Raw genomic sequence first — 15,950 nt, 5'->3', positions numbered from 1 at the left:
GTCCCTATCGTCTAGAGGCCTAGGACATCGCCCTTTCACGGCGGTAACCGGGGTTCGAATCCCCGTAGGGACGCCAATTTTTAGAAAGTAGTTTTATTAAGTCCCTATCGTCTAGAGGCCTAGGACATCGCCCTTTCACGGCGGTAACCGGGGTTCGAATCCCCGTAGGGACGCCATCTATTTTCCTCTGTCTTTTTATTTCTATTATTCAGCTATTTAAGCCGATTAAATTCCGTACACATAAAAAACCCATTAATGCAAATAATTCTCATTATTATTGATTATTACACCAAAGTTAATGATGATCACTTTCATTATCTTTTACAGATTCAACCCTTCTCATGCGTTTTGCTTATTCAACACTTTCTATTGCAGTTCTAACAACATTATCAACCTCTAGCTTTGCAGAAGAATCAAATTATCAAGAATCCATCCTTAATGAAGCTACGGTTAAGTTCAACACGATTATTATTGAAGTTCAGCAAGAAAATGAATTTGGAAAAACCATTTATTCAAAAGAAGACTTAGAAAAGACGCCGAATAGCTCTAAAAATATTACTGACTTTTTAAAAGTAAATCCGAATGTGCAGTTTAGCAATGAACATATGGCAGCCAGCTCACAAGCTGATTTAAAACCGACTGAAATTTCGATTCATGGTGCACAATCATTTAATAATAAATTTGTGGTCAATGGCGTCAGCAACAGCAATAACCTCGACCCTGCTGGTTCAGGAACAACCAACTACGGTGCAGTGTCTGGCGGTTCACAAGGTGTGGCAATCAACACCGATTTATTGTGTAATTTAGAAGTATTAGACAGCAACATTAGTGCAAAACACGGTGGCTTCACCGGTGGTGTGGTTCAGGCAGAAACCTGTGCACCTAAATCTGAAGTTGGCAAAGTCCATGGTAGCATCACTTATGACTATACAGAAAGTGACTGGAACCGCTACCACTTAAAAACTGCTGCAGACAAAGGACTCTTTGAAGGTGCATCAACCCAGTCAAACCAAAAAGAGTATGTTCGCCAAGGTGTTAGTGCCAATATTTTTGCTAAGCTTTCAGAGGTCTATGGGTTCGATCTCTATGCTTCACAACGTAAATCAACAATTCCTGTTGAAAGTGGCTTACCTGTACCAAAACAAATTGATCAAGAAAAACGTAACACCAATGTCGGCGGAACCTTGTATGTCGATCCAAATGCAGACACCAGTATGAAATTCGGTTTCGCTTTAGGTGATTTGGAAGACAATACTTACGCAGACAAACGTCGCAACTCTCACAGCAGCACTAATAATCAATCAGCTTTGATTTTCGCAGAGATGCAACAAAAACAAGATTGGGGACAATTAATACACCAGCTCAATTACCAGCAAATTGACAATGCACGTGAATCATCATCTGATCGCGGTATGAACTGGATATATGCAGCAGGGAGCAAAGACTGGGCGAATACTGAAAAAGTATGGGAAGGTGCAACCTCTGCAGATATTGATTTAAAACAATCTTCTGTGAGTTATGGGTTAAATGCGCTATTTAATAACTTTAAATTTGCAGACACCGACCATCAAATCAGCGCCGGTTTTGCCTATCATTATGATGATGTGCAATGGGAACGTACCAAAGATTTTTCAACTTTCTATGGCGTAACATCAGGGAAAACCCAAAACTTGTTTGATCTCAAAGGTCAACAATGTCAAATCAATGATCCCCTCTGCGATGAAAATACCACAGCTGTATTCCTGAACAATAAAGTCCCTACGGTCTTTGATGGCCAATACTTTAAAAAGGGTAATGTATACAAAGCAGGCAGCTTTGCTGGTCAATATCATCAAGCAGCCTTGTATCTAGAAGATAATATTCGCTGGAACAACCTCAATGCCCGTTTAGGTGTGCGTGCTGATTATGATGAATCAAATAATAATCTTAACTTTGCACCACGTAGCAGCATTAGTTATCAGCCTTTTTCCAATAAATTATTAACCCTGACTTCAGGTTGGAACCGCTACTATAATGCCCCAACGTATATGACGGACTTGCGTCAACATCTGACCTCATTAGATTTTGACATCAGCCGTGCTGATCAAAATTCTGAATGGGTTGAAGAAGCAAAAGTTTCAGCCAATGATACACGCCGCAAGGATCTTAAAACCCCATTTGCAGATGAATTTGTCCTTGGGTTTAATAGCCAATTTAAAAACACCAATCTTAGCTTAAAATGGGTGAATCGTCAGTATGATGATGAAATCACCCGTAATAGAACTGATATTCCAAATGACTATTTTACTTATTCTTATGAGTTTGATAACAGCGGTTATGGCGAAAATGATACCGTAACGCTAGAACTTAATACGATTGAGCCACTTAAATTTAAAGGCACTCAACATAATTTAGGCTTAGCGGTCAATTACTCGGAGGTGTACCGTAGCGCACCAGATTATACGGAAAACTTTACCGAAGAAGATCTTCAGGAGCTGATTTCCTATGATGGCAAAATCATGCCTTATGGTGACCGTCCTGCATCAAACTATAACCAACCGATTACTGCACGTGTCATGTGGAATATTGGCTTTGATTCTCTTCCTTTAAAAATTTCCAACTTCTTTAGCTATAAAGACACCTATGAGCAAGTGCTAGAAGCGAGCTCTGCTGACAAAGTGGTGCATGATGGCGTTAAAATCGATACTTATACGCTACAAGATGTAAAACCTCGTTTTACATGGGATGTGCGCACCACCTATGATTGGAAAGTTTCAAAAGATTATTCAGCGATTTTTGGCTTAACGGTCAATAATATTACTAACCGCAATAATTTATATGTGAGTGGAAGCAAACTGTACTCTGAAATTGGCCGCCAATTTATCGCAGATATCACTTTTAAATTCTAACTCATGGACAAGAGCACTCAGGTGCTCTTTTTAATTTGCTTAGGCTATAATTACTGCAATTTCATCTCTTGCATTTGTGCCATGTTAAAAAAGATCTTACTGGTTTTAGTGATTTTAGCGCCTTCCGCACTGTACCTCTATATCGTCAATCGTGAAGATAAAACCGAAGCACCTGCGGAACAAATGGTTCCAGCCAGTCAACCGGCCGAATCCCAAACACCTGACCATTAAATCCACACTGCTTAAACTCCTGTAAATTGACGGGAATTTGAGGTTTTAATGTCGATTTCTGATGCTATAAACTGATGGATACGCTAGTTTAAAATCAGAAATCACGTTAATCCTTTGTTCTTGTTTAATGTTTAATCTGTTAATTCATTTTTAGCAAAAAGCCTTTTGACAAAGCTTAGCTTAGTCCTTAACATAGCTATCACCTCGCAACGTCCCTATCGTCTAGAGGCCTAGGACATCGCCCTTTCACGGCGGTAACCGGGGTTCGAATCCCCGTAGGGACGCCATTTATTGATCTCATACGATCAGCACTTATTCAGAATTACTATTATTTGATTGCAGATTTGTAGTTTTTGACTACAATAGCTCGCTTCATTCCTTTGAAGTATTTCGTATTTCCTATGCACTCATCTCCGAATGATGCTACGCATCAGGGCAATTCTGCGCCTTTAAAACGCGCTATGAGTACTCGACATCTGGTCATGATTTCGCTTGGTGGCGCAATCGGGACCGGCCTATTTTTAGGGTCGGGTGAAGTCATTGCACAAACGGGGCCTGTAGGTGCCATTCTTGCTTATCTCCTCGGCGGTATCATCGCTTACATGGTTATGCTATGTCTGGGTGAACTTGCCGTACATATGCCTGAATCTGGTTCATTTGGTGCTTATGCCAAACGTTATATTGGACCGGGCACAGGTTATACCATTACCTGGTTATACTGGCTGACCTGGTCAGTGACACTGGGAACCGAATTTAGCGCTGCAGCTTTATTGATGCAGGAATGGTTCCCGGACAGCTCCATGTGGATGTGGACACTGGTCTTTGGTGCGCTTGTGTTTACACTGAATATGATTTCGACCCGCTGGTTTGCAGAATCCGAATTCTGGCTGGCCCTCATTAAAGTTGTCACTGTTATTGCCTTTATCCTGCTGGGATTATTGGCCATATTTGGTGTACTGGGTTATGCAGGTCAGGAAACTGCGCCGCTGTTTAGCAATCTGACAGCTCAGGGTTGGTTCCCTGAAGGCCTGTTCCCCATCTTCACAACAATGCTGATTGTCAACTTTGCCTTCTCAGGTACAGAACTGATTGGTGTAGCCGCTGGTGAAACCAAAGATCCTGCCAAAAACGTACCGAAAGCCATCAATACCGCAATTTTCCGTCTATTGATTTTCTTTGTAGGTACGATTGTCGTGGTGACATGTCTATTACCACATCAAGAAGCAGGTCTTGCTGCTGAAGGTGTAAGTAGTAGCCCATTCGTGACCGTATTCCAGCACATTGGTATTCCATACGCTGAAGACGTTATTCGCTTTGTAATTATCACCGCACTGTTGTCTGCTGCAAACTCAGGTTTATTTGCTGCTTCCCGTATGATGTGGTCATTGTCTTATAGCAAACAATTACCAGCCATGTTCTCAAGAGTGAATGCACGCGGTATTCCTTACATTGCGGTAATCGTAACCATGATTGGTGGTATGCCAGGTCTGTTGTCTGAACAGTTTGCACCAGAAACCATTTTCACTAACCTGTTGGGTATTGCAGCCTTTACCATGGTGGTGGTCTGGATGAGTATCTGTCTGAGTATGTTCAACTTCCGCCGTGAATGGTACAAACAAGGGAAGACAGCTAAAGATCTTGCTTTCGCTGCACCGTTGTTCCCGATTGTGCCGATTCTGGGTTTCCTGTTCTGTCTGATTACCTGTATCAGTATGGTATTTGATCCAACAATGCGAATCAGTTTCTTTGGCTGTCTGGTGTTTATTGGACTTTGCTATGCCAGCTATTATAAGTTTTATCACAATAAAGCTTAAATCTTAGCGCTAAAAAAAGAGCAGCTCCGGCTGCTCTTTTTTTATCTATACTGAATATGTTTCAGGCAGCCACAGCGGTGTGTCGATGAAAATTATTTATATCCATGGGATGAACAAGCAGAATTTTAGTTCTGCTTCATTAAAGCAACGTTGGCTAAGTCTGCTTAAACATGGTCTGGAACAGTCGCATCGACAGGCCTGTTTTGCCTATATCAAACGTCATGTTCGTATCCCTTTTTATGGAGATTTACTGTTACGGCATCATTTACATAATGTATTGAACGCCAGTACCTTAATACCACAAGACTGGCCACATTTTCCCTTGCGCCAGCCACTTAAATCCCAACCGTCGCCGCCACATTTTCATCAGTATTTAGCTGAAACTTGCAAGATTCCCGAATTAAATATTGAGGATGCTCTGACTTTTAACCAGAAGCTGAAATTTATTACTAGCTTAAGCCGAAATACAGCCTTACGGGATTTTATGGTCTTGCTCAATTATTTTCCCCATCTGCATGATACGCTCATCAAAAAATTTCTGATTGAAACATATTCCTATCTGGCCAATGCCAGATTCATGCAGCAAGTTCATCAGCGTATTGGTCAGCGACTACATGACAATAAATCTTGTATCTTGATCGCACACTCCTTAGGCAGCGTGATTGCCTATCATTATCTGCTTTTACATCCGGAATTAAATGTGCAGCGCTTTATTACGCTCGGATCACCCATGGCCTTTCGTGTAATACAGGAACATTTACCGCAACCGATGACTCGACCCGAGGCCATTCGTGGTGACTGGATCAATTTTTATTGTAGCGATGACTTTCTGACTGCCTTTCCCTTATCAGAACCACCCTTCCAGTTTCAGCCGGCGATTATTAATCAGAAAATTCGTACCTCCATCTATCATCCGCATGATATTGATGGTTATATCCAACATCCCGACGTCATCAAAGCGCTGCTGGAATTAGTTTAGGATTTACTTAAACAGCGGGATTTAACTTTTACCGTTTTATTCCTATCTTTTTTCTATGTAGTAAAATCCTTGATCCGTATCTATCAATTTACTGCTTTTTCTACTTTTTTATAAATATACAACTGTCTGTTAATGATTGTTTTATCAAAGTAATTTACACATGAACACCACAAAAAGTACAGCTTGGCTTGCCGCAATTTTCTCTATACTGTGAATATATAGATCGACCTCCGTGAGGTATCGATGAAAGTTATTTTTATTCATGGAATGAATCAGCAACATCATAGCGCTGCATCGATCCGTCAGCGCTGGCTACATATACTTCAAAAAGGCATTCGCAAACATCATCACGATGCCAGATTCAGTTATTTACGACGTCACATTCACATTCCATTTTATGGGGACTTGCTTTCTCGCTATAACGTCCGCAACATCCTCAATGCTGGCACCCTGATGCCACAACAATGGCCCAGCTTTCGGTTCCGTCAGCCTGTTCAACCTCAGCTTCCTGCACCAGTTCCACGCCCTGGCTGGCGCAAACCCGTGATTTCCGATCTTCCCCTGCTCAACCTGAATGACTCCATGAATTTCAAACAGAAATTCAAGTTTATTACTACATTGAGCAAAAATGTTGCGCTGCGGGACTTCGTGTTATTGCTCAATTATTTTCCCAGTTTGCATCGTAGCTTGCTTCAAAAATTTCTTATTGAAACCTATTTGTATCTCGACAATCCGGGTTTCATGAAAGAAGTTCATGAGCGGATCGCCCGGCAATTGAACGGTCGTAAACCTTGTATTGTAATTGCTCATTCTCTGGGTAGTGTGATTGCCTATAATCATCTTATTCAGCATCCAGAACTCAATGTACAGCGTTTTATTACTTTAGGATCACCATTAGCATTCCAGGTGATCCAGTCACATTTACCACAACCGATTGTACGACCTGCTGCAATTACAGGCGACTGGATAAATTTCTATTCAACCGATGATTTCCTCACCGCTTTGCCTCTTACCCAACCGCCATTTCAGTTTCAACCTGCAATTATTAACCACGGCATTCGTACACATATTCACCGCCCGCATGATATTACTGGTTATTTACTCCATCCGCAGGTGGTAGAAACAATTCTAGAATTGCTTAAAAATCCGGCTTAAACCATGTATTTTTCAAGTATTTTCTTAAGATTGTTTTAATTTTATGCACTCGGTTCAAAAAACTAGAAAAAGTGCAGAAATGCGTTTGACACCCCCCATTTTTCACCCTATTATACGCCCACCTCTGAAACGTCCCTATCGTCTAGAGGCCTAGGACATCGCCCTTTCACGGCGGTAACCGGGGTTCGAATCCCCGTAGGGACGCCAATTTTTAGAAAGTAGTTTTATTAAGTCCCTATCGTCTAGAGGCCTAGGACATCGCCCTTTCACGGCGGTAACCGGGGTTCGAATCCCCGTAGGGACGCCATATTCGAGATGATTATCTTAAAATGATCTTCTCATAAAAAAGCTCAGGCATTGTGACCTGGGCTTTTTTATTGCCTTCAATTTGATTTATTTTTACCATATATTCAAAATAATAAACCTCTAAAAATTTACGCACTTTTGCAAAGTCCTTGTATTTTCCGCCATAAAATCGAACAAAAACCAAACATCTGATCTTTCACATAAGGCTAAGGTAAGTTAGGAGCCAATATGCAAGGATAAGATTATGTTCACGAGTACGGAGTTTTGTTTAACTGCACCCCCATTTGAGAATCTTGTTCAAGAACCAACTAAAAGCTTCAAAGATTGGGTGGATTTTTTTCTGGATGAGCAGATCTCTAAAAAAACAAAAACAGATTCGGCAGAACAATACCTCAGTCAGTTAATCCAGCACATCGATCTGGGTTCCATCAGCTGGCTCGACCAACCCAAACATGCTGCTACGCATTTTTTAGAAGAACATCATAAAATTTGTGGAATATTTCAGGATTATCTCAGCCGTCGCAAACAAGGCGGACAACGTGAATACTTTGCTACGGTATCGCATGCATTTGAATTTCTCTACCGGGTGGCACCTACAAAAATGGTCGATGGCTCATGGTTATACTCTACTCTGGAACATGCGGATCAACCTGCGCTTAAAGACCTGATTCATATTTATCTGGAAGAGCTGGGGCTAGGTCATCCACAAACCAACCATGTCACCATGTATCAGGATCTGCTAAATAACTATGAACTCACTGCCTATAGCGAACAACTCGATGACCGCTATTATGAACAGGCAGCTGTCCAGTTGGCTTTGGCGTATGCGCCAGCTGAATATTTACCGCTGGTGATTGGCTTTAATCTGGGCTATGAACAACTACCGCTACATTTATTGATTACCAATTATGAACTGGCTGAACTCGGTATCAATCCGCATTACTTTAATGTGCACATCACGATTGATAATGCGCATAATGGCCATGCGCAAAAATCCCTGCAAGCTTTCCTGGATCTATACCGTTCTGCAGAACACCCAGAGCGCTATCTGGAAATGGTCAAACAGGGTTACTTGCTGAATGATGTAGGCAAGAGTTCTACTCAGATCGTGCGTGAGTTGGATCTCGATGCCCAGGTGTTGAAACTGTTTCAGCAGAAAGCTTTAATTGGTCAGTACATTCATAACCAGAAATGTCAGTTTAGTGGTAAGACCATCAATGAGTGGCTGTCACAACCTGAGCAGATTCAGGATTTTCTACAGGTCATGATGGATAAAGGCTGGATCCAACGTGGACTGTCTGTAGAGCAAAGCCGTTTCTGGAAACTGATTGATGATCCAGATGGCAAGATGTTTGGCGTATTTAATGCCACAGAGAAACAGATAATTCGTGACTGGATTCAAGGTCCAGAACTGGCTCGACGGCTTTCTTCACATCCACTACGGACGCAAACACCGATAATCAGCCGGCAAGAGCAGCATAAGCTGGAAGAACTTCGCTTGCATCTAAAGCGTTGTGACAATAATGAAGAAAAACTGGAGATTCTCACGCCTTATGTAGCACCACATTGTCATTATCAGCAGCTTGGACTTTGGGCGACACAACAGGTCTCTAAAATCCTGTTTCCTTTCCAGACCCAAGCGGTGCAATTCAGCTAAATCTGTTGCATATAAAAAGGCACCATAAGGTGCCTTTTTATATGTAGATCAGGTTATGCAGATTTACGTGAATTAATCTGTCCTTTAATCACAGCAGTGACATTGCCTTTTAGATAATGCAGGAAAACTTTTAATGGTGACAGTTTTGGATTTGGCTGTTTGCCTTGAGCAATCTGTTTAAACTGCGCGGCATACCAGATGATTTCCATGATTGCCATTTTATCAATCATTGGAATACCGGTTTTAATCTTCTCTACAGCATAGCGTACATCCTGCCCTGCTACCAGCTTCTGCCCCAGATCAGTTTCTACTGCAAACGGACGGGCAATACCAACAAAATCACAGGCACCACTCTCAAGTGCAGCATTCATACCAGCAGCAGTTCTAAAACCGCCAGTCACCATAATATGGCAGCTCACTTCCTGACGGATTTTTTCGGCAAAATCCAGGAAATAGGCTTCACGGGCAATCGTGGAAGCTTTACGTTTATCCGCTTTAACGCCTGCCATTGCTGGTGCTTCATAGCTACCGCCGGACACTTCAATCAGGTCAATGCCTACTGCATCAATAGCTTTAAAGACATAGATCACATCTTCTTCGGTGATACCACCACGCTGGAAATCAGCCGAATTCAGTTTAACGGAAATAATGAAATTTTCTGAAGTCGCAGCACGCACTGCCTTATAGATTTCTAATAAGAAACGGGTACGGTTTTCAATACTGCCACCCCACTGATCCTGACGTTTATTGGTCAATGGCGATAAGAACTGACTGATCAGATAGCCATGCGCACCATGAAGCTGTACGCCTTCAAATCCTGCTTTTTCACAAATTGCAGCAGAAGCTGCAAAACGCTGGATAATATCCAGAATTTCATCTTCGCGCAGTTCACGTGGGGTACCAAAACTGACAGCCAGTGCCGGACTAAATGGCACTGCCGATGGTGCTACAGTTTCCCGGTTCAACCCTTTCGGACATTGACGCCCCGGATGTGACAACTGCACCAGTTGTACCATACCATGACGTTTGCCAACTTCTGCCCAAGCCTTGAGTTTGTTCAGGTCACGTTCTGTTTCAGCGACTATAACACCCGGTTCATTCTTGGCACGAAAATCCACCATGACATTACCCGTAATCGCACAACCTAGCCCGCCTTTAGCCCAGGCTTCGTAGAGTTTCAAATGTGAGTCATTCGGCTGACCAGCATCATTAGCGAGTGCCTCGCTCATAGCTCCCTTGATGATACGGTTTTTAAAGAGGGTATTACGAATCTGAATTGAATCTGCCAGTTGTGTCATACTTTTTTCCTAAACATTATGCTTTTATTCTGTCGGTGTTATACCCTGTCAGCAAGAAATTGACAATGACCCATGTCAATTTCATTTAAAAAGATTTGTAGTTTTAATATTGGCTGGCTGCAATTAACTGGCGGGTATAGTCAGTTTGTGGGTGCAGGAATAATTGTTCAGTCTCCTGAACCTCCATAACTTGTGCATGATGCAGTACTAAAACCTGCTGGCAGAGTGCACGTACCACTTGTAAGTCATGACTGATAAACAGGTAGCTAATTCCTTCTTCCTGTTGGATACGACGTAACAGTTTCACAATTGCACGTTGTGTAGTACGGTCCAGCGCAGAAGTCGGCTCATCCAGAATTAAAAGTTTTGGCTCTAAAATCAATGCTCTTGCCAATGATACACGCTGACGCTGCCCCCCAGAAAGCTCATGCGGATAGCGGTCTTTAAAAGATGCGGGCAGCTCTACCCGCACTAAAGCTTCCTCGACACGACTACGGATTTGCTCCTCGGTCATCGCCTTCAAGCCCAACCCTTCACCAATGATCTGTTCAATGGTCATACGCGGATTCAGACTGCTAAATGGATCCTGGAAGACGACCTGAAAATTACTACGTAATGGTCGCAAAGCTTTTTCAGACAATTGATTCAAATCCTGATTTTCCAAAAGGATTTGACCGTGGCTTTCAATCAATCGTGCTATGGCTAAAGCAAGTGAACTTTTACCTGAACCACTTTCACCCACCACTCCAATCGATTGTCCCTGCAGCATGCTTAAATTGAGCGGTTCGACAGCAGTGACATAGCCCTTAATGCGATTCAGTAGACCCCGTTTAATGGGAAATTTGACTTCTACCTGCTTAAGTTCGAGCAAGGTTTCAGTTTGCTCTAAAGGCAGTGCCTGACCAAAATCATGATTGAGCAAGTCTTGGGTATAAGTTGATTGGGGTGAATTAAAGATTTGTGGTACTCCACCTTGCTCTTCAACGCAGCCCTTGTTCATGACAATCACCTGATCAGCATAGCGTCTCACCAGATTCAGGTCATGACTGATCAGAATCATCGCCATCTGCCGACTCTGCTGTAAAGATTTCAGCAAATGTAAAATCTGGGCTTGCAAGGTGACATCGAGTGCTGTAGTTGGTTCATCTGCAATCAGGATATCTGGATCTAGTGCCAATGCCATGGCAATCATCACGCGCTGACGCTGGCCACCAGATAATTCATGCGGATAACGCCTCAGTTTGTCCTCAGGTTCAGGAATACCAACATCCTTCAGTAACTCCAGCACCCGTTCTCGTGCCTTGGCTTTAGACCAGCCCTGCAACAACAAGGTTTCGCCAATGATCTTTTCTACCCGATGCAAGGGATTGAGTGCCGTCATCGGCTCCTGAAAGATCATGGCAATTTTCTTGCCGCGAGTCTGACGTAATTGGAGCTGAGAAAGCGTCAGTAAATTCTGACCATCTAATACCGCCCGGCCTTGTACCTTTAAATTTCTTGGCAACAAACCCAAGATTGCCAGACTACTAATTGATTTACCTGAACCGCTTTCACCGACAATCGCCAAGGTCTGCCCGGCAGACAGTTCAAAACTCAGCTGTTGTACCAGTACCTGATGACTGCTAATCTGCAGATTTTCGACCTGTAGAAGCGGTGTTGCGTTATTGACGTCTTGGATCGAATGCATCACGCGTCGCCTCCCCAATATAGATCAGTAAAGATAGAACTATCGCCAGCGTAAAGAAGCCGGATAAAGCCAGCCACGGCGCATTCAGATTATTTTTGCCTTGTAACAGCAATTCACCCAGTGAAGCCGCATCAGGTGGCAATCCATAGCCAAGAAAATCCAATGCGGTTAAAGCGGTAATATTAGCCGTCAGCATAAAGGGGAGCTGTGACAGACTTGAGCTCATGGCATTGGGTAAAATATGCCGGAAGATAATCGCACGATCAGAAACGCCAAGGCTACGTGCGGCACGCACATAGTCAAAATTACGTGCCCGTAAAAATTCAGCCCGCACCAGACCAACCAGGGTAGTCCAGCCGAACAGCAGCATGATCAGGAATAGCCAGTACACGTTTGGGGTAAACATGCTGACCAGAATCATCACCATAAACAGCATCGGCAAGCCGCCCCAGACTTCCAGAACGCGTTGCCCTGCCAGATCAATCCAGCCACCATAGTAGCCCTGAATCGCACCGATTATAATGCCGATCACTGCAGATGCGATGGTCAGTGCGAAGCCGAACAGCAATGATATTCGTAGACCGTAAAGGATTCGCGCCAACACATCACGACCTTGGTCATCAGTCCCTAGCCAGTTTTGTGACGTGGGTTCAGACGGCACTGGCACTGCCAGTTCCAGGTTTGGCGTCTGGTAGGAATATTCAATCAGTGGCCACAATGCCCAGCCCTTGGCATTGATTAACTGCTGAACGACAGGATCTTTATAATCTGCTTCAGTTTCAAACACACCACCAAATGTGGTTTCCGGATAAGTCTTAAATGCCGGCACATATAGTGAACTGTCATATCTCACCAGCAACGGTTTATCGTTAGCAATCAGTTCTGAACCTAAGGACAAAATGAAAATAATAATAAAGATAATAAAGCAGCTGAAGCCGAGTTTATTTTCCTTAAAACGCTGCAAGCGCGCTCGCATGATCGGTGACATTATTTGGCACCTCGCGAGTCAAAGTTAATCCGCGGGTCGATCACCTGATACATCACATCACTGATCAAACGCAAAATTAACCCAAGCAAAGTAAAGATAAATAAGGTCCCAAAAATCACCGGATAATCACGCTGTACAATCGCTTCAAAACCAAGCAGACCTAATCCATCTAAGTTAAAGATAATTTCAATAAACAGGTTACCGACAAAGAAGATCCCGACCAGTGCTTCCGGCAGACCCGCGATGACAATCAGCATGGCATTTCGGAAGACGTGTCCATATAACACACGCGATTCATTTAAGCCCTTGGCACGTGCTGCCAGTACATACTGTTTGCTCAGCTCTTCCATAAAAGAATATTTGGTTAAGTAAGTCAGCCCGGCAAAACCACCAATTACCATCGCCAGCAATGGCAAGGTCATATGCCAGAAGTAATCCTTAATTTTTCCGAACCAGGACAATTCAGCAAAGTTTTCCGACACCAACCCTTGCAATGGGAACCATTGGAAATAGGAACCACCCGCAAAAAATACGATGAGTAAAATGGCAAAGACAAAAGCCGGAATGGCATAACCCACGGCGAGCAGCATCGAAGTGGATTTATCAAACAGGCTGCCATGCTGACGCGCCTTCCGGATCCCGAGTGGAATCGAGACCAGATAAATCAGCAAAGTACTCCACAGTCCCAATGACAGAGAAACTGGTAATTTTTCCAACAATAATGTAGTTACAGGTTTATCTTTAAAGAAACTGATGCCGAAATCTAGCTGTACATAGCTTTTCAGCATTTCCCAAAAACGGATATGAGCGGGCTGATCAAAACCATATTGAGCCTTGATTTTTTCCACCATCTCGTCACTCAGGCCTTTGGTACCCTGATAGCTGCTTTTGGACTGTGCAGTTTCTGCACCTGTGGTTCCGCCCATGCCCTGAAAAGTTTCTGCCTGTTGAATGGCCTGTTCGACCGGTCCACCCGGCGCAATCTGAATGACAATGAAATTAATCAGCAGAATCAAAAATAAAGTTGGGATAATCAGCAAGAGCCGCTTAAGTATGTAGGTTCCCATTGTCAGTGATATTCCTTATTATTTTTGACGACGTAAATATTGGCTCACTTGTGCAGCTTTTTGTGGATTACTCCACCAGAAGTCGAATCCAACAGCAAGCTTTGGCTTGATCTTTGGCTGCTCATACATATTCCAGTAAGCATACCAGTTGCCGCCTTTCCCATAGGTCGGAATCTGATAATAGCCAGCACGTAGCAGACGATCCAGTACTTTGGTACGTATCACCAGCTGCTGGCGATCCGGTGCCTGAATCACCTTGGTAATAGCATCATCAATCACAGCATTTTTGATACCCGCATAATTGTAATTACCCGGCTGATCTGCTGACGCACTACTCCAGAACTGTGCCTGCTCATTGCCCGGGTTGAGAGACTGTGGCAAGACATTGGTCGTCATATCAAAATCTTTACTGCGCATACGTTCAATATACTGAGGTACATCGACATGACGGATATTCACCGTGATACCCAGCCGTTTCAGATTACGTATAAAAGGCATTAAGGTACGTTGCAAACCATCCTGATGAATCAGGAACTCAAGTCGAACCGGCTTAGCTTTTGGATCAGTTAATTGCGCATTGTGATAACGGTAACCCGCCTCGAGTAACAATTCCCGCGCGACCAGTAAATTCTTGCGATTAAAGCCCGAAGCATCCGAAACTGGATATTTCCAGTCTTTCAGCACACCAACACGCTGAATCGGATCTAACTTAGCCAGATAAGGCTTTAAAATCGCCAGTTCTTCAGCTGAAGGCATGCCCTTCGCTTCCAGCTCACTATTAGCAAAATAACTTTGTAAACGGTGGTATTGACCATAAAACAGCGCCTTGTTCTGCCACTCAAAATCATAGGCATAAGTTAAGGCTTGACGAAAGCGGATATCCTGCATTGGTGCACGACGGGTATTAAATACAAAGCTTTGTGTCGGAATCGGGTTTTCATGATTGAAGTTGTATTTCACCACCATCTTGTCCTTGATGGCTGAAAAATTGTATTCCGTTACCCATTTACGTGCGGTGTATTCCTGATGTACGGTATATTGACCAGACTTAAAACCCTCAAAACCAACATCCATATTGCGGTAATAAACAAACTTCAGGCGATCAAAGTTATATTTACCCCGGTTAACAGGTAAATCCTTCGCCCAGTAATTTGGATTGCGTTTATAGCTAATGCTGCGTCCCGCATCAATGCTTTCAACCAGATAAGGTCCTGAACCCAAAATGGGCTGCATAGTGATACGAGTAAAGTCTTTGCCCTGCCAGTTCTTTTTGGAATAGATCGGCATCTGTGCCAGGATCAGCGGCATTTCCGAATTATTATTCGACTTGAAGCTCATCTTGACCTGGTACCTGGATAGTACCTCGGTTTTATCCAGATCTGACAGATACATCTGCAAGCCTGGATTGCCCTTGGTTGTGTATGTATCAAAACTGAATTTTATATCTTCTGCAGTGACTGGCGTACCATCATTAAAACGTGCTTTGGGATTCAGATGATAAATCACATAGGCAGTTTTTTTTGGATCATAGGTGACTTTTTCAGCCAGCAAGGGATACATCACGCCCGGCTCATCCAGGGAACTGACCATGAGCGTATCAAACAGGTATTCCACGCCATCTGCTGCTGTACCTTTGCCATTCATGGCATTCAGGTTATCAAAGGTACCATTGGCAGACTGGCTGAGATAGCCACCTTTGGGTGCTGCAGGATTGGCATAGGGTAAATGTGTCAGCCCGGCATATTTGGGCTGACTATGAATGGCGATATAAGGGGTGGTCTGCAGTGCAGCCCAAGCCCCCTGAGTAATGACCGAAATTCCACAGATATAAATCAGGCGCTTTGCAGCAGCAAACGGCATTCAGATACTCCCTGTATCAT

The 15,950-nt window shown here is 43.3% G+C and carries 11 protein-coding genes and 5 tRNA genes; 11 read left to right on the top strand and 5 right to left on the bottom strand.

Translation table 11 applies throughout. The features are described from left to right. The 11 genes from HADU_RS10950 (at nt 1) to HADU_RS10905 (ending at nt 9,030) form a co-directional block, all read left to right on the top strand. Nucleotides 1–76 (top strand) — tRNA-Glu (locus tag HADU_RS10950). 24 nt (nt 77–100) lie between these two features. Then, nucleotides 101–176: transfer RNA gene (locus HADU_RS10945), tRNA-Glu, on the top strand. A gap of 165 nt (nt 177–341) precedes the next feature. Beyond that, on the top strand, nt 342–2,888 hold the full coding sequence (locus HADU_RS10940) for a TonB-dependent receptor plug domain-containing protein (protein ID WP_008303610.1): 2,547 nt from the start codon (nt 342–344) through the stop codon (nt 2,886–2,888). Between the two features lie 81 nt (nt 2,889–2,969). After that, the gene (locus tag HADU_RS15665; protein WP_171056637.1) at nt 2,970–3,119 is read left to right on the top strand and encodes a hypothetical protein; all 150 of its coding nucleotides are present in this window, start codon (nt 2,970–2,972) and stop codon (nt 3,117–3,119) included. A gap of 211 nt (nt 3,120–3,330) precedes the next feature. After that, nucleotides 3,331–3,406: transfer RNA gene (locus HADU_RS10935), tRNA-Glu, on the top strand. Nucleotides 3,407–3,520: 114 nt separating this feature from the next. Further along, entirely contained in the window at nt 3,521–4,933 is a 1,413-nt protein-coding gene (locus HADU_RS10930) for an amino acid permease (RefSeq protein ID WP_008306341.1), read from the top strand. An 85-nt stretch (nt 4,934–5,018) separates the two neighbouring features. Then, nucleotides 5,019–5,912, top strand: coding sequence for an alpha/beta fold hydrolase (locus HADU_RS10925; protein ID WP_008306339.1), 894 nt, complete (start codon nt 5,019–5,021; stop codon nt 5,910–5,912). Between the two features lie 243 nt (nt 5,913–6,155). Next, nucleotides 6,156–7,067 (top strand): hypothetical protein, encoded by a 912-nt coding sequence (locus HADU_RS10920; protein WP_008306337.1) that lies wholly within the window; start codon nt 6,156–6,158, stop codon nt 7,065–7,067. Between the two features lie 131 nt (nt 7,068–7,198). After that, a tRNA-Glu gene (locus HADU_RS10915) sits at nt 7,199–7,274 on the top strand. A 24-nt stretch (nt 7,275–7,298) separates the two neighbouring features. Continuing rightward, a tRNA-Glu gene (locus tag HADU_RS10910) sits at nt 7,299–7,374 on the top strand. 243 nt (nt 7,375–7,617) lie between these two features. Beyond that, nucleotides 7,618–9,030 carry an iron-containing redox enzyme family protein gene (locus tag HADU_RS10905; protein WP_008306335.1) on the top strand — a complete coding sequence of 471 codons (1,413 nt, stop codon included), beginning with the start codon at nt 7,618–7,620 and terminating at the stop codon, nt 9,028–9,030. A gap of 53 nt (nt 9,031–9,083) precedes the next feature. Here the strand turns inward: HADU_RS10905 and HADU_RS10900 are convergent, their stop codons facing one another. The 5 genes from HADU_RS10900 to HADU_RS10880 all read right to left on the bottom strand — a co-directional run bounded on the left by HADU_RS10900 (nt 9,084) and on the right by HADU_RS10880 (nt 15,930). Continuing rightward, nucleotides 9,084–10,328: an NADH:flavin oxidoreductase/NADH oxidase family protein gene (locus HADU_RS10900; RefSeq protein ID WP_004810679.1), complete on the bottom strand. Its 1,245-nt coding sequence runs from the start codon at nt 10,326–10,328 to the stop codon at nt 9,084–9,086. A gap of 103 nt (nt 10,329–10,431) precedes the next feature. Beyond that, entirely contained in the window at nt 10,432–12,015 is a 1,584-nt protein-coding gene (locus HADU_RS10895; protein ID WP_008306333.1) for an ABC transporter ATP-binding protein, read from the bottom strand. Next, on the bottom strand, nt 11,990–13,003 hold the full coding sequence (locus HADU_RS10890; RefSeq protein WP_008306329.1) for an ABC transporter permease: 1,014 nt from the start codon (nt 13,001–13,003) through the stop codon (nt 11,990–11,992). The genes HADU_RS10895 and HADU_RS10890 overlap by 26 nt, the downstream gene beginning before the upstream one ends. Continuing rightward, nucleotides 13,003–14,070 (bottom strand): microcin C ABC transporter permease YejB, encoded by a 1,068-nt coding sequence (locus HADU_RS10885; protein ID WP_008306328.1) that lies wholly within the window; start codon nt 14,068–14,070, stop codon nt 13,003–13,005. Before HADU_RS10885 ends, HADU_RS10890 begins: the two co-directional genes overlap by 1 nt. Before the next feature lie 18 nt (nt 14,071–14,088). Beyond that, complete coding sequence (locus HADU_RS10880) at nt 14,089–15,930, bottom strand: extracellular solute-binding protein (RefSeq protein ID WP_008306326.1); 1,842 nt, start codon at nt 15,928–15,930, stop codon at nt 14,089–14,091. Nucleotides 15,931–15,950 lie beyond the last annotated feature (20 nt).

Origin of the sequence: Acinetobacter sp. HA (assembly GCF_000264725.1) — a bacterium.
Lineage (GTDB): Bacteria > Pseudomonadota > Gammaproteobacteria > Pseudomonadales > Moraxellaceae > Acinetobacter > Acinetobacter schindleri.
This window is presented reverse-complemented; position numbering and strand designations above follow the sequence as displayed.

Excerpts from the sequence above, each read along its gene's own strand:
- HADU_RS10925 (WP_008306339.1), top strand. The coding sequence starts at position 5,019 with ATGAAAATTATTTATATCCATGGGATGAACAAGCAGAATTTTAGTTCT.
- HADU_RS10940 (WP_008303610.1), top strand. The coding sequence starts at position 342 with ATGCGTTTTGCTTATTCAACACTTTCTATTGCAGTTCTAACAACATTA.
- HADU_RS10880 (WP_008306326.1), bottom strand. The coding sequence starts at position 15,930 with ATGCCGTTTGCTGCTGCAAAGCGCCTGATTTATATCTGTGGAATTTCG.
- HADU_RS10900 (WP_004810679.1), bottom strand. The coding sequence starts at position 10,328 with ATGACACAACTGGCAGATTCAATTCAGATTCGTAATACCCTCTTTAAA.
- HADU_RS10930 (WP_008306341.1), top strand. The coding sequence starts at position 3,521 with ATGCACTCATCTCCGAATGATGCTACGCATCAGGGCAATTCTGCGCCT.
- HADU_RS10920 (WP_008306337.1), top strand. The coding sequence starts at position 6,156 with ATGAAAGTTATTTTTATTCATGGAATGAATCAGCAACATCATAGCGCT.
- HADU_RS10885 (WP_008306328.1), bottom strand. The coding sequence starts at position 14,070 with ATGGGAACCTACATACTTAAGCGGCTCTTGCTGATTATCCCAACTTTA.
- HADU_RS10890 (WP_008306329.1), bottom strand. The coding sequence starts at position 13,003 with ATGTCACCGATCATGCGAGCGCGCTTGCAGCGTTTTAAGGAAAATAAA.
- HADU_RS10905 (WP_008306335.1), top strand. The coding sequence starts at position 7,618 with ATGTTCACGAGTACGGAGTTTTGTTTAACTGCACCCCCATTTGAGAAT.
- HADU_RS10895 (WP_008306333.1), bottom strand. The coding sequence starts at position 12,015 with ATGCATTCGATCCAAGACGTCAATAACGCAACACCGCTTCTACAGGTC.
- HADU_RS15665 (WP_171056637.1), top strand. The coding sequence starts at position 2,970 with ATGTTAAAAAAGATCTTACTGGTTTTAGTGATTTTAGCGCCTTCCGCA.